The sequence below is a fragment of the Massilia forsythiae genome, assembly GCF_012849555.1.
In the GTDB taxonomy this organism is placed as follows: domain Bacteria; phylum Pseudomonadota; class Gammaproteobacteria; order Burkholderiales; family Burkholderiaceae_D; genus Telluria; species Telluria forsythiae.
In genome coordinates this window covers 4,429,733-4,447,980 of the sequence record NZ_CP051685.1, presented here as the reverse complement: position 1 = coordinate 4,447,980, position 18,248 = coordinate 4,429,733, and the positions used below count along the sequence as shown (strand labels likewise).

Below are 18,248 nucleotides of genomic sequence, written 5' to 3'. Positions count from 1 at the left end.
CTCACATCCCGAACACCGCCGCGCCGGCGCCGCCCGCGCGCAGATTGCGCCAGCGCGCCAGCGCCCACAACGGGAAGTAGCGCGCGTAGCCGTGGTAGCGCAGGTAGAACACGCGCGCGAAGCCGGTGGCGGTGTGATGCGGCTCGTCCCACAGGCCGTCGGCGCGCTGGCGCGCGATCAGCCAGGCGGCCCCGCGCGCCACTGCCGCCGCCGTAGCGCCATCCGCCGCGCCACCCGCCGCGCGCTCCGCCACGCCGCCCGGCGCCGCACCCGCGGCGGCGCCCGCCATCAGTCCCAGCATCGCCCAGGCCGTCTGCGACGCGGTGCTGGGGGCGCCCACGAAGCCGGCCTGCGCCGGCTCGTAGCTGCGCGCATCCTCGCCCCAGCCGCCGTCGCGGTTCTGCACCGAGGCCAGCCAGCCGCGCGCGCGCGCCACCGGCGCGGCATCCGGGCCGAGTCCGGCGGCCCCGAGCGCGCACAGCACGCTCCAGGTGCCGTAGACGTAGTTCATGCCCCAGCGTCCGTACCAGCTGCCGTCGCGCTCCTGGGCGCGCAGGAGCCAGGCCAGCGCCCGTCCCGCCGGCGTACGCCGCGGCGGGCGTCCCATCCAGCCCCGGCCGGCGCCGCCGTCGAGCTGGGCCAGCAGCGACAGGCAGCGCGCCGAGACGTCGGCGGTGGGCGGGTCGAGCAGCGCGCCGTGGTCGGCGAACGGGATGTTGTTCAGGTAGGGATAGTCGTTGTCGATGTCGAACGCGCCCCAGCCGCCGCCGCGGCCCTGCATGCCGACGATCCAGGCGCGCGCGCGCGCGATGGCGTCGCCGTAGCCGGCCTGCGGGCGCAGGCGGCCGGCGCGCTCCAGCGCCATCGCTACCACGGCGGTGTCGTCGACGTCGGGATAATGGCGGTTCTCGTACTGGAAGGCCCAGCCGCCGGGCGCCAGGCGCGGTCGCCGCGCGCTCCAGTCGCCGCGCAGGTCGACGATCTGCAGCGGCAGCAGCCAGTCGAGCGCGCGGCAGGCCGCGTCCACCGCGTCCGGCGTACCGGCTTCGAGCAGCGCGTGGCTCATCAGCGCGGTGTCCCACACGGGCGACAGGCAGGGCTGGCAATAGGCTTCGCCGGCGCGCCGCACCAGCAGGCGCTCGATGGCGCCGCGCGCCTGCAGCGCCTCCGGACCGGACGGCGGCACGCCGAGCGCATCGAGCATCTGCACCGCGTTGACCATGGCCGGGAAGATGGCGCCCAGGCCGTGCTCGCCGTTCAGGCGCGCACGCACGAAGGCGGCCGCCTGCGCGATGGCGTGGCGGCGCAGGCGTGCCGGCAGGTGCGGCTCCAGCGCGCGCACCTGCGCCTCCACCACGCGGAAGAAGGAAAACCACAGGCGCTTCTGGTGCGCCGCGCGCGGCGCCTGGCCGAGCTGCTGCGGCGGCGCCAGGAACAGTTCGTCGATGCCGACCGCGCGCGGATTTCTCGCGCGCGGCTTGAGCGCGCCCAGCACCAGCAGCGGCGCCACCACCGTGCGCGTCCAGTACGACACCTTGGACAGGTGGAACGGGAACCAGCCGGGCAGCAGCGCGATCTCGACCGGCATCACCGGCACCGCGTCCCACGGCACCACGCCGTACAGCGCCAGCAGCATGCGCGTGAACACGTTGCTGCGCTCGGCGCCGCCATGCAGCAGGATCGCCGCGCGCGCCCTGGCCATGTGCGGCGCGCCGGGCGCATCGCCGATCATCTTCAGCGCGAAATACGCTTTCACGCTGGCGCTCGGATCGAAGGCGCCGCCGTGCACCAGCGGCCAGCCGCCGTGCGCGCCCTGCACGCGGCGCAGGTAGCGCCCGATCTGCGCTTCCAGCAGCGGGTCTGCCGGCTCGCCCAGGAAATGCACCATCAGCACGTATTCGGCCGGGATGGTGGCGTCGGCCTCCAGTTCGTAGACCCAGTGGCCGTCGGGCCGCTGTTCGTCCAGCACCGCCTGCAGCGCGCGTTCGATGGCGCGATCGAGTGCGCCGCCGCGACGCAGCGCCGCGTCTTCGACGCCGCGCACCGCCGGCGCGCCGGCCGGCGCCCCCGCATGGAAAGCCGAATATCGCATGGCGCATCCCCTGGCTCGTCCGCCCGAGCACGGCAAGGCCGCACGGGCGGCGGATCATGCAGTTCGAAGCGCCAATACTAAGCCATTCGGCCGATCCGGTTCGCACGTTCCGGCGCGCGTCTGGATCGTTGAAAGAGCAATATTTTCAATGAAAAGTGTTGATCGAAATCCGGCGAAAAGAACCCGATAAACCGTTTTCCGCTGGCGCCGTTGCGCGCCTCGCCGCGACGGACCGGTTTGTCAATACATCAAGTTCTTGCCGCTGTACTCGTCATTACCTCATGGATGGCGATATGAAAAAAACACGGCACGAAAAAATAGCGCGAAAAACGCCGCGTTTGTCACGATACCCTGCGGAAATCCGATGTTATTTAGCATCATTTCGCTACAATAGCCGGACGGCCAGCGCATTGCCTGTCGCGGCCTTCCAAGAAACAGACGCCTACCTGATCCGCCCCGCCGGGAACCCCAGAACCATGCACACTCCCACCCTGCTGATGAGCGGGTTGCTCGACTATCTGGTCGAGCAAGCCAAAGACATCGACCCCGCCGCTTTTTCCCTGTCGAAGGCGGCCGAATTCAAGAAGACCTTCGCCGACCTGGCCACGCTGCCCGGCGTCGAATTCAACATCGACGAGGACGGCGATCCCGATACCGAAGGCGACACGCTGTGGCTGCGCGTGGCCCGCTTCGACCCGACCCGCCCGCCGGCGCTGGCCCAGCCCGGCCTGGCGCAATACCTGGCCATCGGCGAGAACCCGGCCGGCGCCGCGCCGAGCGTGCGCGACGACGTGCTGGCCGGCGCGCGCGACCGCGACGTCGACAGCGTCGGGCTTGAAGCTGCCGCCGAGCGCGATGCCTCGCGCCGCGCGCGCCTGGCCCGGTTCCTGGAAAGCTATGCGACCCACTGGCGCGACTGGGCCGCACGCGAACTGCCGCGGCGCCAGGCGATCGCGCTGTACGCCGACCTGTTCGCGCTGAAGACGCGCCTGGAATCCGAGGAAGCGCTGCGCCCGCTGGAACTGGTGTGGGGCATCGGCGTCGCGGCCTGGCGCATCGCCGGCAGCAACCCGAACGGCGCGGCGCTGGCGGCCGACTTCCAGTACCCCTTGATCACGCAGGCGGTGGAACTCGACATCGACCCGCTCACGCACGCGATCGCGGTGCGCCCGCGCCAGACCAGGCCGCGCCTGGAGCTGGATGCCTTCGCCGCCGCCGACGTGCCGGGCATCGGCGACGTCGACCGCGCCGCGCGCGACTACCTGCGCGCCGACACCATCGTGTCGCCGTTCGACCCGGCCGGCGTGGAACCGATCCTGAAACTGGTGGCGGGCAACCTGGCCTCGTCGGCGCGCTACGAGCCCGGCGCCCAGGCGCTGCCAACGCCCGGCCCCGACCTGGTGGTGTCCGACGCCTGGGTGCTGTTCGCGCGCCCGCGCGCCAGCCACTTCCTGATCGAGGACATCGCGCGCCTGAAGGAACGCGTGGGCACCAGCGCCGAACTGCCGCAGGGGCCGCTGAGCATCGTCACCAGTCCGGACGACGCGGTGATGGAGCACGCACCGATCGCCTTCCGCGGCCTCTCCGGCCGCGCGGCGGACAACCGCGGCGCCGGCGCAGAGCCGCGCGAGCTGTACTTCCCGCTGCCCTACAACCGCGAGCAGGAAACCATCATCCAGCAGCTGGAACGCTCGGCCGGCGTGGCGGTGCAGGGTCCCCCCGGCACCGGCAAGACCCACACCATCGCCAACATCATCAGCCACTACCTGGCCTCGGGCAAGCGCATCCTGGTCACCTCGAAGGGCGAGCCGGCGCTGAAGGTGCTGCAGGAGAAAATCCCGGAATCGATCCGGCCGCTCACGGTCGCCCTGCTGTCCGGCGACAAGGAAGGCATGCGCCAGTTCCAGGCCTCGATCGAGGCGATCATCCACAAGCTGACCCACCTGAATCCGGCGCTGGAACAGGAAGCGATCGCCACCTGCCACGCGGCGCTGGACCGCGCGCACGAAGAGATGGCGCGCATCGATGCGCGCATCGACGACATCGCCTACGAGCAACTGGCCGACATCGACGTCGACGGCGTGCCGATGCGCGCCCAGAAGATGGCCGAGCTGGTGGTGCATGGGCGCGCGCAGTTCGGCTGGTTCGACGACGAATTGACGCTGGCGCCGGAACACGCGCCGCCGTTCGGCGACGACACCGCGCTGCAGCTGCGCGAGACGCGGCGCCGCCTGGGCGCCGACCTGGCCTATTGCCACGTGCACGCGCCGGCATCGAACGCGCTGCCGCCGGCGGCCGACATCGAGCGCCTGCACGGCGTGCTGGCGGCGATGCGCACGCTGGAACGCGACGAAGCCAGCGGCGCCCTGCTGCCGCTGCGTCCGGTCACGCCCGAGGTGCTGGCGAATGCGCGCCGCCTGCTGGCGAACCTGGAAGGCGCCATCGAGGAAGTGGCGCAGCTGGAGGAATCCGGCTACGACTGGGTGTTCGCGCTGCGCGACAAGGCGCGCCGGCCGCAGTTCGCCACCGAGCGCGCCTCGCTGGAGGCGCTGTTCGCCGACATCGACGCGCTGCTGCACGCGCGCGCCGAGTTCATGCAAAAGCCCGTGAGCGCGCCGCGCGAGGCGCTGGAACTGCCGAAGGCGCAGGAAGCGATCGCGCGCGGCGCCGAGAGCGGCAAGCCGTTCGGCCTGTTCGCCTTCGGCGCCGGCGACGTCAAGGCGCACGTGAGCGCGGTGCGCGTGGCGGGATTGCCGCCTGCTTCCGCCGCCGACTGGGCACACGTGCTGCGCTTCGCCGCCCTGCACGCGCGCGTGCTGTCGTTCGTGACGCGCTGGAACGCCTTCGCCGAACTGCTGTCGCTGCCGCAGCTGCAGGCCGGGTCGGAACAACTGCTGGCGCAGCTGCGCACGATCGAACTGATCACCAACGCGGCGCGCGGCGCGCACCGCCTGGCCGCCACCATCGACCCGCAATCGCTGGCGCTGGCGGCGCAGGTGTTCGACGAGGTGCCGGGCGCCGCCCTGCTGGGCCGCCAGCCCGAGCTGGCGCGCGTGCGCGAGCAGCTGCGCCGCCACCTGGCGCGCGAGCAGCTGGCGCAGGCCACGGCGGCGCTGGCCCAGCTGCGCGACAGGCTGGCAGGCAGCGGCGGCCCGGTCACGCGGCGCCTTCACGCCTTCATCGACGATGAACTCGGCAACCCGGAGCTGGCGCCGGCCCGGGCGCACGCGGACTATGCCGCCCTCGTCGCCGAAGTGCGCCGCGTCGAAGGCCTGGCGCACGACCTGGCGACGGTGCGCGGCCTGGCCGCCGCCATCGAGCGCCAGGGCGCGCCGCAGCTGGCCGCGCGCGTGACGGCGATTCCGGTCGACGCCCACGGCGAGGACGCGGTGTTCCCGGTGCGCTGGCGCGACGCCTGGACCTGGGCGCGCCTGAAATCGCACCTGGAAGGCATCGACGACCGCGAAGAGATGCAGGTGCTGGCGGCGCGCCGGCGCGACCTGGAAAAGGGTTTATCACGTTTATACGAAGAGCTGGTGTCGAAATCGGCCTGGCTGGCGACGCGGCGCCAGGCCGGCCAAAGCGTGTTGAGCGCACTGGAAACCTACCGCGTGGCGATGCGCAAGATCGGCAAGGGCACCGGCACCAATGCCGGCCGCTACCGGCGCGACGCGCAAAAGGCGATGGTCGACGCCCAGGCCGCGGTGCCGTGCTGGATCATGAGCCATGCGCGCGTGTCCGAGACGCTGCCGGCCAGCCTGGGCGCGTTCGACCTGGTGATCGTCGACGAGGCCAGCCAGTCCGACCTGTGGGCGCTGCCGGCAATCCTGCGCGGCAAGCAGATCCTGGTGGTGGGCGACGACAAGCAGGTGTCGCCGGAAGCCGGCTTCATCGCCGCCGCCAAGATCGCCGACCTGCGCCGCCGCTTCCTGGCCGGCCAGCCGTTCGAGCCGGTGCTGACCGCCGACATGTCGCTGTACGACATCGCCTCGTCGGTGTTCGCCTCATCCAAGGTGATGCTGCGCGAGCACTTCCGCTGCGTGCCGCCGATCATCGCCTACAGCAACCGCGTGTTCTACAAGAATTTCATCCAGCCGGTGCGCATCCCGAAACCGTCCGAGCGGCTGGACCCGCCGCTGGTGGACGTGTACGTGGCCAACGGCTTCCGATCGGCCAAGGGCCAGAACCCGTCCGAGGCCGAGTTCATCGCCGCCGAAATCGACGCCATCCTGCGCGACCCGAAGATGGCCGGGCGCAGCCTGGGCGTGGTGTCGCTGCTGGGACCGGAACAGGCGCAGCTGATCGACAAGCTGGTGCGCGGACGCTGCGACGCCGCCGAGCTGGCCAGGCGCCAGTTCTCGTGCGGCGACGCGCGCATCTTCCAGGGCAGCGAGCGCGACATCATCTTCCTGAGCATGGTGGCCGACAGCGCCAACCACCACGCGCTGTCCGGCAGCATGTACGACCAGCGCTTCAACGTAGCCGCCTCGCGCGCGCGCGACCGCATGTATCTCGTGCGCTCGGTGCGGCTGGAAGAACTGTCCACGCTCGACCTGCGGCGCACGCTGGTCGAGCACTTCGCCAAGCCGGTACAGGCCAACGACGAGGCCAGGAGCCTGATCGAGCTGTGCGAATCGGGCTTCGAGCGCGACGTGTACACCGAATTGTTCGAGCGCGGCTACCGCGTGATCCCGCAGGTGCCGGCGGCCGGCTACCGCATCGACATGGTGATCGAGGGCGCCGACGACCGCCGCCTGGCGATCGAGCTGGATGGCGACGAATTCCACGGCCCCGACAAATGGGCAGCCGACATGGGCCGCCAGCGCGTGCTGGAGCGCGCCGGCTGGACCTTCTGGCGCTGCTTCGCCTCGACCTGGTCGCTGCGGCGCGAAGCGGTGCTGGACGAATTGCTGACGCAACTGGACGGCATGGGCATCGAGCCGCTGGGGGCGCTGGAGCGGATTCCGTCGCTGGTGGAGTACCGCGAGTGGGGGCGCGAGCCGCTGGCGGCCAACGATGACGCGGCGGGACGGATGGTGGAGGCCGCGGTGGCCGAAGCGACTTCGGAGACCGTCGCAGCGCCAGCGGGGGACGCGGCGGCGGCATAATTGCGCCGTCGTCCCCGCGCAGGCGGGGACCCAAGCTGACCTAACTGAAATCGACATACTGGAAGCTGTACGATTACAGCAGGAATATTACCTTCGGATGATCAGTATGGGTCCCCGCCTGCGCGGGGACGACGGTGGTTGCGACGGCGTGGCGGGTCAAAGCTGACTGTCCAGCACCACCTGCGCACTCCCCAATCCCTCGGCGCTGGCCGTCAGCACCATCCTGCCGTCCTCGCCCGCGCGCGTACGCACGATCGCCAGCGCCATGCCGTTGTACGCATTCCTCTGCGGCGACTGGAACGATTCGAAGCTGGTCGCATCGCCGTTGTCGGTGGCGACGATCCGGCCCGGCCCGCTCAGGCTGAAGCGGATGCGGTTGGACGCACGCGGCGCCGGGCGGCCCTGCCGGTCGACGATGCGCACGGTGACGAAGGCCAGGTCGGCGCCGTCCGCATGCAGCGCGGCGCGGTCGGCCGCCAGCGTCAGCCTGGCCGGCGCGCCGGCGGTGGCGACGCTGTCCTCGGCCCAGGGCTTGCCGTTCTTGTAGCTCACCGCGCGCAGGGTGCCCGGCTGGTAGACGACGTCGTCCCAACGCAGGCGGTAGTCGCGCGGGCCGCGCCGCTTGCGGCCGAGCGACTTCCCGTTCAGGAACAGCTCGGCCTCGTCGCCCGAGGTGTACAGGTGCACCGGCGTCACCTGGCCGACGCGTTCCGGCCAGGTCCAGTGCGGCAGCAGGTGCGCCATCGGCAGGTCCGGGCGCCAGCGCGCTTGGTACAGGTAGAAACGGTCCTTCCGGAAGCCGGCCAGGTCTACGATGCCGAAGTAGGAACTGCGCGAGGGCACCGCGATCTTCTTGAGGTCCGCCAGCTCGCGCGCCATGCGCCCCTGCTGGGCCGGGTCGGTGAAGTTCAGCAGGTTGGTGGCGTCGCTGTTGTACGGGGTCGGCTCGCCCAGGTAGTCGAAGCCGGTCCAGACGAATTCGCCGGCCACGAACGGGTTGTCGTCCTGGCCCCTGAACTCGACGTCGGGCGGCATGGCCCAGCGCGGCGCCGACAGGTCGTAGCTGCTGACCTGGAAGTTGGCCTGGCCCTTCGACTGGTCGTCGCTGACCGGGAAGAAGTACTCGCCGCGCGAGCTGACGGTGGAGGCGGTCTCGGTGCCGACCAGCGGGATGTGCGGCGCGGACGCGTGGAACTTGGCGTACTCGCCCGGCTTGTAGTTGTAGCCGAACAGGTCGACCGCATTCTGAAAGCCATTGTAGCCGGAGGCGACGTGATTGTAGGCGGCGGTGACCGGGCGGGTGCGGTCTTCGCCGTGCGCGATCTCGGCCAGGCGCGCGGCCAGCTTCCAGCCTTCGCTGCGGCCCTGCTCCGGGATCTCGTTGCCGATACTCCAGGCGACGATGCTGGGGTGGTTGCGGTCGCGCCGGATCATCGCGCGCAGGTCCTTCTCGTGCCAGGCGTCGAACAGGGTGTGGTAGTCGTTCGGCGTCTTTTGTTCGCGCCAGGTGTCGAACGCCTCGTCCAGCACCAGGAAGCCCATGCGGTCGGCCAGGTCGAGCAGTTCCGGCGCCGGCGGGTTGTGGCTGGTGCGGATGGCGTTGACGCCCATCTCGCGCAGGATCTCCAGCTGGCGTTCGAGCGCGCGCACGTTGACGGCGGCGCCCAGCGCCCCCAGGTCGTGATGCTGGCAGACGCCCTGGATCGGCAGGCGCTGGCCGTTCAGCAGGAAGCCGCGCGCGGCGTCGAAAGCGATGGTGCGCACGCCGAACGGCGTCTCGACCACGTCGGTCACCCGGCCGCGGCTGGTGACGGTGGTGACGGCGACGTAGCGCTGCGGACTGGACGGGCTCCACAGGCGCGGCTGCGCCAGCGTCAGCGCCTGGGTCAGCTGCACCTGGCGGCCGACGCCGATCTTCGCCGGCGCCGACACGTCCCGGTGCGCCAGCGCGGCGCCGCTGCGCCGGCCGGCGGCGTCGAGCAGGTACACATCGGTCGCCACCTGTACTTCGTCGTCGGCGCCATGGTTTTCCAGCGTGACCTGCACGTCGACCGTGGCGGCGGCCGGCGTCACGCTCGGCGTGCTGACGAAGGTGCCGTACTGGGCCACGTGCAGCGGCGCCGTCTTGACCAGCCAGACGTTGCGGTAGATGCCGCCACCCGGATACCAGCGCGAGGAATCCTTCGGGTTGTCGAGGCGGATCGCCACCACGTTGGCGGCGCCCGGCTTGACGACATCGGTCAGGTCGAGGCGCCACGAGGCGTAGCCGTAGGGCCAGCCGCCCACGTGGCGGCCGTTGACCCACACCGTGGCGTGCGACATGGCGCCGTCGAGGTCGAGGTAGATGCGCTTGCCGGCGTCGCCCGCCGACAGCGTAAACTGCTTGCGGTACCAGCCGACGCCCCACCACGGCAGCTTGCCGGTGTCGCCCGGGTATTCCTGCCTGAACGGCCCTTCGATGCCCCAGTCGTGCGGCAGGTCGAGCTTGCGCCAGGCGCCGTCATCGTAGTCGACGCGCGCGGCGGACAGGTCGGCGCCGGCGGGGACGTCGGCGCCGCTGCGCAAGGCGGCGTCGTTCATCGAAGCGCCGCCGGCCTGGTCGCCCTTGGCGAAGCGCCAGCCGGCGTTGAAGGCGCTGCGTTCGCGCACCGATGCGCCGGCGGCGGCGTCGGCAGCGACGGCGGCCGGGGCGGTGGCGATGGCGGCGGCGCCGCACAGGGTCAGGCAAGCCAGGGCGATGGGAACGAGGGAGCGGCGAAGTGGCGGCATGGGGAATCGACGACGGGAGTCAGCGGAAGCGAAAGTATGGCTTGAATGAAAACTTTCAGCTATAACAATTGCAGTGGCCGTTATCTCGAAATGCTATGGCAGCGACAAGCCGGCGATCCACGACGGTGCCCTCCCTTGCATGGCATTAACGCGCCAGCGCGGCTTCGTTGATCAAGCTGTCGAGCATCGCCGGCTTCACCAGATGGCCGTCGAAGCCGCAGGCAACGGCGCGCGCGCGCGATGCCAGGTCGCCCCAAGCTGTCAGGGCGACGATGCGCGCCGTATCGAACGATGGATCGCGGCGCAGCGCGCAGGCCACTTCATAGCCGTCCATGTCGGGCATGCCGATATCCAGGAATACCACATCCGGCAAGAACGTGGCGGCGGCGGCGAGCGCCGCCTTGCCACCATGCGCCACCACCACGTCATGTCCATGCAGCGACATGACTTCACCCACCAGCTCGGCCGCGTCCGCATTGTCGTCGACCACCAGGACCCGCCGACCGCTGAATGCCTGCTCCATGACTGCCTCTCTCGTATCGTGCTTTGTCAGTTCTTATCGGCTGAGATTTCACATTCTAAAGATCTGCGATGCATTATTTTTGACATGCCGGATGCAGCAACTGCGCCGATCGAGGGACAACTTCCGACATTCCCTACAGTGATTGTCCTACGCAAACAAAAACTGGCTGGACCGATAATATCAATTAGCTAACTCAGCAGCGGCCTGGTGCCGCATCCGCATCATGAACACGACACACCATTCGCCAGGGCGCAGCTTCGCCCGACTCGACAATGGGTGGCCCGACTCCTACGCATGGGCCATCGAGCAGATGCCTTGTCCGGCTTACTGCTGCGCGCACGACGGCGCCGTCATCCACCGCAATGCTGCGGCAACCCGCATCTGGGGAGAGACGCAAACGAGCGTCGCCGCATCGCGCTGGGACGGTTTTGCGGCGCTGCGCGACCTGGACGGCAGCATCATCGACAAGGACGCCAGCCCAGCCGCGCAAGCCGCGGCGGGCGAGCACCCTGCCCCCACCGAGCTGCTCGCCCTGTGCCAGGATGGCCAGTTGCGGCGGGTGGTCATCCACGCCAAGCCGGTGTTCGACGCCGCAGGCGCCATCATGGGCGCCTTGTGCTGTCTCACCGATGTCAGCGAAAAACGCCGCCTGCAAGAGCGCGTCCAGGATGCGGCCAGCGCACGCGAGGATTTCCTGACCATGCTCGCGCACGAACTGCGCAATCCGCTGGCACCCATCATGAACGTCGCAGGATGCCTGCAGCGGCCGAACGCCGATCCGGCGGTCGCCAGGATGGCGGCCGTCGTGCAGCGCCAAACCAGGCAGCTGGCGCGCTTCATCACCGACCTGCTCGATGCCTCGCGCGTCGACTGCCTGTGCGAACTACCGGTGGCGCCGCGCACCTGCACCAAGGACGACATCCTCACCCTGGCCCTCGATGCGGTCGAGCCCGAAGTGCGCGCCCGCAGGCAGCGCGTGGTGGTCGAAGTCGACGACCCCGGCGCCGGCTTGTGCTGCGATCCGGAACGGGTGGCGCAAGCCCTGGGCAATGTCTTGTGCAACGCCAGCGCATTCACGCCGGATGGGGAAGAGATCTGCCTGCGCATGGAGGTCGAAGGCGACTCGCTGCACGTGGAAGTGGCCGACCGCGGCGCCGGTATCGCACCGGAAGACTTGCCGCACGTGTTCGACCCGTTCGAGCGGCGCGCGGTGGCGCCCGGCCGGGCGCCGGTCGGTGCCGGCCTCGGCTTGACCATCGCCAAGGGCGTATGCGAGGCGCACGGCGGTTCGATCCAGGTATGCAGTCCCGGACTGGGCCAGGGAACGACGGTATCGCTGGCCTTGCCGGTGGCCGTGGACAGCGCTTGAGCAGTGCCGCGGGCGGCGGCCGGATCAGCGCCGCATCAGGCAGCGATCAGTGGATTGCCTTGGCCGCGCGACGGCGGCGGCGGCCGGCATACGCCATGGCCGCCAAGCCGCCTCCCAACAGCAGCGCGCTGGCCGGTTCCGGCACATCCTGCTGCGCTGCCTGCTGGACCTCGAACGTGATCGTGCCAAAGTTCCAGATGCCGTCAGCGCCGGCCAGGTCGTCGTATTCCTCGTAGAACTCCAGGCGCAGGATACCGTCGCCGCCGACCTTGAAGTCAAGGCCCAGGGCGACCAGGTTGACCACATCCGAATAGCTGGCGGTCCCCGGATCGTCGTCGCCGATACCGGGGTTGAAGATCACGCCGTCGCTGACGGCCGAGTTGGTGAAAGCCAAGCCGAGGTCGGACAGCCAACTCGGCGTGAACGCGGTCAGGTTGACCGAATACGAAACCGCGGTGATGGACGCATTGGCGCCGACGTTGTAGGTGCGCACCGTATTGGCCGCATCGCCGAACTCGCCGACACTCTGGGCGCCGGCGATATTGACCGTGAACGGCACGGCAAACGCCGAAGCGCATGCGAAGAACGACATGCCGACCAGCAGATTCTTAACCGAGCTCAATGCCATGGAAATCCCCTGTTGTTGTGTGAGCCAACAAGGAATGCAATTACCGTGCCTTCAAGCATTAATTGATTTAAATCATTGATTCCTATTGGGAAAAATTAAAGTATGAATTCGGACGCTGGTTAATTTGTAATGTTTACCGACATTCAGTTAGTATAAATTAATTATAATAAATTTTTAATTCCCAAAATCAATCAGCTGCGATTACAGCGTCGCTCATCTATTTCCGTGCTTCAATGGGCTAGCAATAAGCCAGTGATGCTCACACGCAACCGCTATAATCCAGTGCCCATTTTTTACATGATAGGCCGGCTCGTTGAACAGCATCGCCGCCACCACGTCTTCCCGCTTTCGCCGCGACCTGGCCCGCTGGCGCCAACTCGTCGCGCCTGCCTGGCTCCACGGCCTGGTCTCGGGAACGGCGGTCGACGCCGCCCCGACCGGCGCATGGCGCCTGTTCGAGTGCGGATTCGCCGCCATCGATGCCTATGTGGATCGCCACATCCCCGGCGCCGGTTACATCGATACCAACGAGCTCGAACATGGTCCGCTGTGGAACAAGGTGCCGGATGCCGAACTGGAACGGGTGCTGCTGCGCCACGGCATCCGCCACGACGTCACCGTGATCCTGTACGCGCGCAACCTGCTGGCGGCGGCGCGCGTGGCGCACCTGCTGCTGTATGCTGGCGTGGCCGACGTGCGCTTGCTCGATGGCGGCTTCGACGCCTGGCGCCGCGCCGGCTTCGCTTGCGAACACGGCGCCCCGCCCTCCCCATTTGCCGTGCCCGATTTCGGAGCGGCGCTGCCGGTCCGGCCGGATTACCTGTTCGACATGCAGCGCACGCGTGACTTGCTGCGGCATGGCGGCGGCACGCTGGTCAGCACCCGCAGCTGGAACGAATTCATCGGCAAGACCTCGGGCTATGGCTACATCGAAGCCAGGGGCGACATCGCCGGGGCGGTATGGGGCCGGGCCGGCGATGACGACGACGTCAACAGCATGAGCGAGTTCCACGACGCCGATGGATGCATGAAGCCGGCCGCGGCCATCCGCGTCATGTGGGGCGCGGCCGGCATTCACCCCGGGCGCCGCACGGTGTTCTATTGCGGCACCGGGTGGCGCGCCTCGCTGGCGTTCTTCTACGCGTGGCTGATGGACTGGGAGCACATCGCCGTGTACGACGGCGGCTGGTGCGAATGGAGCCGCGACGCGGAGAATGCGGTCGTGCGGCGCGTGGACGATTGCGCGCAGGACCGCGATTCCGGCAGCACGGACGCCGGCATCCTGGCTGCCTGACGCTTCGTCGGCATGGCGGTCTCCCCGGCTGCGGCCCGTATCCGCAGGAAGACCGTCCGTGCGCTCCCTCCTTTTCGAGGGCGCCGACCAGGAAGGAAGCGCCGTGCTCGGCGCCGTAACTCTTCATGGGCTGCTAACCCCACCTGCATCGCGGTCACCCGGTGATGCTACGCGCTCGAGCATGCGGACATGCCGTACCGCGGGCTCAATCCACGTCGGTCACGAACTGCCCGAGCGGACGACGCACCTTCGGCAGGCCGGCCAGCCAGTCCTGCTCGGCCTTGCGGTAGCCCAGCGGCAGCATGACCACGCTGCGCAGGTGCCGTTCGCGCAAGCCCAGGATATCGTCGACCGCGGCCGGATCGAAGCCTTCCATCGGCGTGGCGTCGACTTCCTCGAACGCGGCGGCGATCACCGCCGCGCCGAAGCCGATGTAGGCCTGGCGCGCGGCGTGCTCGAAGTTCACCTGCGCGCCGCGGCCCGGATAGGTGGACAGCAGCTGCTGGCGGTACGCTTCCCAGCCTTCGTTACGGAAGCCCCGTACCTCGTTGGTCAGGTCGAACATGGCGTTGATGCGTTCCGGCGTGTAGTCGTCCCAGGCCGCGAACACCAGCAGGTGCGACGCATCGGTGACCTGCGCCTGGTTCCAGGCGACCTCGCGGATGCGCGCGCGCAGCTGCGGGTTGTTGACGACCAGGATTTCGAAAGGCTGCAAGCCCGACGAGGTCGGCGCCAGGCGCGCCGCCTCGATAATGCGGTCGACCTTGTCGCGCGCCACCGGGCGCGCCGGGTCCATTGCCTTGGTGGCGTAGCGCCACTGCAGTTTGTCCAGCAATTCCATGAGAGTCCTTATCGATAATGGGGGCATCCATTATATTTTTTCCCGCCGGAGGCTGCCGGGTATGGCCCGAAAATCGCGGCCTGGCCTTGGAGGCGGCAGCAGCCCGGGCCAGTTTCGGCGCGGCGAGTGCGTGCCGGAGTTCGATACGCTGCTGTCGCGCATGCAGGCCGGCGAGGCGCCGCAACTGGTCGAGACGCGCTTCGGCTTGCACATCGTGCAGATGGTACCGCACATCGAGGGTATGCTGGCGCCCGACGATAAAGTACCTCCGCCATGTGATGATCGGATAGATTTCCGCCAGTTTCGAAGTGACATCGTTGCATTCCAAATAACACATTTGTAATGACAATGAAAACGACCATTTCGATTCCAGCACGCCATTTCACCATCGTTACGTACAGTCTGCTTCTGACAGCTTGCGGCGGCGGCGGTAGTGACGGCGGCGGCGGCAATGCGGGCGCCGTCGGCACGGGGAGTGGCGCCCCGGTGGCCACCACGCCAGCACCACCGGCCGCGCAAGCGCCGTTCACGATCGTACCGGGTGTATTGAGCGGCAAGTACTTGGCTGGCTATCCCACCGCCATCAAAGCCACCGCTTCCCCGAACACCACGCTGGCGGGTACGCTCTATTTCAGGCTCGACGACGACAATGGCGTGATCGTGTCCGCGGACATCAGCGCCAACGCCGACAACACCTATGCCGTGTCGGCCATGCCATCGGCAACCAAGGCGTCCGGCCACTACACGGGTGCGGTGGTCGTCAACGTGTGCAAGGACGCCAGTTGCACGACGCAGATCGCCGGTGCGCCTTTCAAGGTACCGTATTCGATCGATGTCATTTCGCCCAATGGCGGCACGGTTGCCGCGAACGTGACGGCACTTTCGGGGCTCGCCAACGCGCGCGACTGGTCGGGCTTCCAGGGCGACGCCTCGCATACCGGCATGGTACCGGTCACGCTGGCGCCGGCTTCGTTCACGGCGCGCTGGACCCACGAAACCCCCGCCATCGGCGCAGAACAGCTCAGGATTTCGGACATCGCCACCGGCAACGGGCTGATTTACTTTTCGACCAATCCTCGCTACACGGAAAAGCGCGGGTACGCCCTGTTTGCGCTGAAGGAGCAGGACGGGACCGAGGCCTGGCGACGCGATTTCTCCAGCCTGCCCTATCCATCGACCAATGCCCCCGCCTTCGCCAACGGCAGGATCTTCATGTCCGCCGGATCGCAGACGTCTTCGTCGTTCTACGCGTTCGATGCCGCCAACGGCACCACTTTGTTTGCCAAAACGGTCTCCGAACAATGGAATCGCTACCCTGCGCCGGCCGTCTTCGGCAACGGTGTCTACCTCGGTGGCGGCATCTATGGCGGCATGTATGGATTCGACGCCAATTCCGGTATGCAGCGGTGGCTCATCAACGAGAGGCAAGTCGGCAACTGGACACCCGCGGTCGACGAAACCCATGTCTACAACTACCAGAATGACCGCCTGCTCGTGAACGACCGGATCACCGGCGCGCCCGTCAGTCAGGTCCTCGGCCTCGAGGACCTCAGCTTCTACGGTATCACTCCGATGCTCGGCGCAGCGAACAACGTGATCATTGCAGGTAGCAAAGCCGTGGTCAATTTCGATACCGGCGCCAACAAGATCCGCTGGTCGGTCGGCGGCAGCTACCATGTGGGACCCGCTTACGACAACAAGACCATCTTCGTGCTGCGCGACCAGTCGATCGCTCTGCAGGCGCTCAACGAAGCCGATGGCAGCCTGGCGTGGAGCTGGACGCCGCCTGCGGTCGCCGGTCGCTGGAGCGGCAACGTGCTTTTGACGAACAACCTCGTCTTCGTCAGTACCGAAAACACGACCTTCGCGATCGACCGCGCCACCCACTTGCCGGTATGGACCTACCCCGCCGGTGGCAACCTGGCATTGTCGTCGAACGGTGTCCTGTACATCGGCGGCCAATCGAGTATTACCGCGATCAACACCAGGTGACGTGCAGCGGCGATAGGTAAGCACGATAACCTGTTCCGGCCATTCTTCGGCAAATCGATGGCCCGCAAGACGACAGGGACAACAACGATAGAAGGGAATCAAGGCGGTGCGGCCTGCCGCCGCCTGCGCCCGCGTCAGCGCTCGCCCGACACCAGTACCCCGCGCAGCCACACCCCGTGGATCTTGCGCGTATTGCGGATATCGTCCAGCGGATTGGCATCCAGCACCAAGATGTCGGCCTGCTTGCCGGCCGCCAGCGACCCGCGCTCCTTGTCGACGCCAAGGATCGCCGCATTCACCGCGGTCCCGGCCTGCAGCGCCTGCATCGGCGTCAGTCCGGCCTGCGTCAGCAGCTCCAGTTCGCGGTGCTCGGCGAAGCCCTGGATGCGCGCGATGGTGGCGCCGGAATCGGTGCCGAGGCCGACCGGGATGCCGGCCGCGTGCAGCGCGCGCACGTTGCGCTGCGCCACCGAGAAGTCCTTGCGCGATTGTTCCTTGACCTTATACGCCGGGCTGTGCAGCCACTCCCACACGCCCGGGTCGAGCGCCTGGCGGAAGAACGGTTGCCCCATCCACTCGGGCTTGTCGGCATAGACATAAAAGGCTTCGTCCAGGTCCAGCGTCGGGATGTACGAGATCCGGTTCTTCTTCATCAGGCCGATCAGTTCGGCGTCCACCGGCTTGTCACGCACGCTGTGGCCGAAGATGTCGATGCTGTCGCGCGCCAGGCGCTTGGCGTCTTCCAGGTAGAACACGTGCGCCGCCACCTTCAGGCCGTGCTTGTGGGCCTGCACGATCACTTCGCGGTACAGCGCCGGGTCCATCTTCCTGGTCGACTTGTCGCCGAAGTCGTCGACCCAGATCTTGACCAGGTCCGGCTTGTTGGCCGCCAGTTCGGCGATGTCCTTGTCGACTTGCGCGATGGTGGTCGGCCGGTACACCTGGTCGATGCCCATCTTCGCCGGCGGCGCGCCGTCGGGCACGCCGAAGCCGTGGCCCGCGGTAAGGATCGCCGGCGCGGCCAGCTTGCCGGCCTGCTGGCGCGCGCGCAGGCCGTAGATGAAGTCGTGGTCGGTGCCGAACACCGCCACCGTGCCGATGCCGTACTTCATGTACTTCTGCAACTGGCGCACGACGTTGTCTTCGGTGACGTTTTTCGCCCCCGCGCTGGTGCCGTTGGTCAGCCCCAGGTGCGCGTGGCCGGCGATCAGCGCCGGCATCACGGTCTTGCCGCGCAGGTCGACGATCGTGGCGCCGGCGGGCGGCGCCGCACCTGCCCTGGCGACCGATTCGATGCGGCCGTTGCGGATCACGATACTGCCGTTTTCCAGCGGCGCAGCGCCGCTGCCGTCGATGATGCGCGCGCCTTGCAGCACGGTGGCCCGGGATGCCGGCTGGGACGCCGGCTGCGCAAGCGCCGGGGTACCGGACATGGTCCAGGACACGACGCCGGCGACGGCGAGCGCGGCGACGCGCGGAATGGGAAGACGCATGCTGGAACCTCTCTGAATAGGGAAATGGACGCACGACACGATCCACCACGACGGCGTCTGCATCGACTCATCGTTATCCATACTAGCATCGCGCCCTTCCCGCACTGCGCACGGCTGCGGCGGGGGTCGATACCCGGAA

Annotated in this window: 11 protein-coding genes; 5 read left to right on the top strand and 6 right to left on the bottom strand. The window is 68.1% G+C overall.

What is annotated here, in order from left to right:
- Window position 1 precedes the first annotated feature (1 nt).
- Window positions 2-2,092 carry a squalene--hopene cyclase gene (gene shc, locus HH212_RS18840; RefSeq protein WP_170203912.1) on the bottom strand — a complete coding sequence of 697 codons (2,091 nt, stop codon included), beginning with the start codon at window positions 2,090-2,092 and terminating at the stop codon, window positions 2-4.
- 476 nt (window positions 2,093-2,568) lie between these two features.
- On the opposite strand from shc, the gene HH212_RS18835 reads away from it, so the two are divergent.
- Complete coding sequence (locus tag HH212_RS18835; RefSeq protein WP_229217348.1) at window positions 2,569-7,200, top strand: PDDEXK-like endonuclease domain-containing protein; 4,632 nt, start codon at window positions 2,569-2,571, stop codon at window positions 7,198-7,200.
- A gap of 156 nt (window positions 7,201-7,356) precedes the next feature.
- On the opposite strand, the gene galB is transcribed toward HH212_RS18835, so the two are convergent.
- The gene (gene galB / locus HH212_RS18830) at window positions 7,357-9,969 is read right to left on the bottom strand and encodes a beta-galactosidase GalB (protein ID WP_170203910.1); all 2,613 of its coding nucleotides are present in this window, start codon (window positions 9,967-9,969) and stop codon (window positions 7,357-7,359) included.
- A gap of 145 nt (window positions 9,970-10,114) precedes the next feature.
- Window positions 10,115-10,492 (bottom strand): response regulator, encoded by a 378-nt coding sequence (locus tag HH212_RS18825; RefSeq protein WP_170203908.1) that lies wholly within the window; start codon window positions 10,490-10,492, stop codon window positions 10,115-10,117.
- A 223-nt stretch (window positions 10,493-10,715) separates the two neighbouring features.
- Between HH212_RS18825 and HH212_RS18820 the strand changes: the two genes are divergently transcribed.
- On the top strand, window positions 10,716-11,861 hold the full coding sequence (locus HH212_RS18820; protein WP_170203907.1) for a PAS domain-containing sensor histidine kinase: 1,146 nt from the start codon (window positions 10,716-10,718) through the stop codon (window positions 11,859-11,861).
- A gap of 46 nt (window positions 11,862-11,907) precedes the next feature.
- On the opposite strand, the gene HH212_RS18815 is transcribed toward HH212_RS18820, so the two are convergent.
- Window positions 11,908-12,489: a VPLPA-CTERM sorting domain-containing protein gene (locus tag HH212_RS18815; protein ID WP_170203905.1), complete on the bottom strand. Its 582-nt coding sequence runs from the start codon at window positions 12,487-12,489 to the stop codon at window positions 11,908-11,910.
- A gap of 313 nt (window positions 12,490-12,802) precedes the next feature.
- On the opposite strand from HH212_RS18815, the gene HH212_RS18810 reads away from it, so the two are divergent.
- Window positions 12,803-13,783, top strand: coding sequence for a sulfurtransferase (locus tag HH212_RS18810; RefSeq protein ID WP_229217347.1), 981 nt, complete (start codon window positions 12,803-12,805; stop codon window positions 13,781-13,783).
- A 205-nt stretch (window positions 13,784-13,988) separates the two neighbouring features.
- Here HH212_RS18810 and HH212_RS18805 read toward each other — a convergent pair whose 3' ends face one another.
- Window positions 13,989-14,624 (bottom strand): NAD(P)H-dependent oxidoreductase, encoded by a 636-nt coding sequence (locus HH212_RS18805; RefSeq protein ID WP_170203903.1) that lies wholly within the window; start codon window positions 14,622-14,624, stop codon window positions 13,989-13,991.
- On the opposite strand from HH212_RS18805, the gene HH212_RS18800 reads away from it, so the two are divergent.
- On the top strand, window positions 14,623-14,967 hold the full coding sequence (locus HH212_RS18800) for a peptidylprolyl isomerase (protein ID WP_170203901.1): 345 nt from the start codon (window positions 14,623-14,625) through the stop codon (window positions 14,965-14,967). The genes HH212_RS18805 and HH212_RS18800 overlap by 2 nt on opposite strands.
- 5 nt (window positions 14,968-14,972) lie before the next feature.
- The gene (locus HH212_RS18795; RefSeq protein ID WP_170203900.1) at window positions 14,973-16,616 is read left to right on the top strand and encodes an outer membrane protein assembly factor BamB family protein; all 1,644 of its coding nucleotides are present in this window, start codon (window positions 14,973-14,975) and stop codon (window positions 16,614-16,616) included.
- Between the two features lie 134 nt (window positions 16,617-16,750).
- Here HH212_RS18795 and HH212_RS18790 read toward each other — a convergent pair whose 3' ends face one another.
- Window positions 16,751-18,109: an amidohydrolase family protein gene (locus HH212_RS18790; protein ID WP_170203898.1), complete on the bottom strand. Its 1,359-nt coding sequence runs from the start codon at window positions 18,107-18,109 to the stop codon at window positions 16,751-16,753.
- Window positions 18,110-18,248 lie beyond the last annotated feature (139 nt).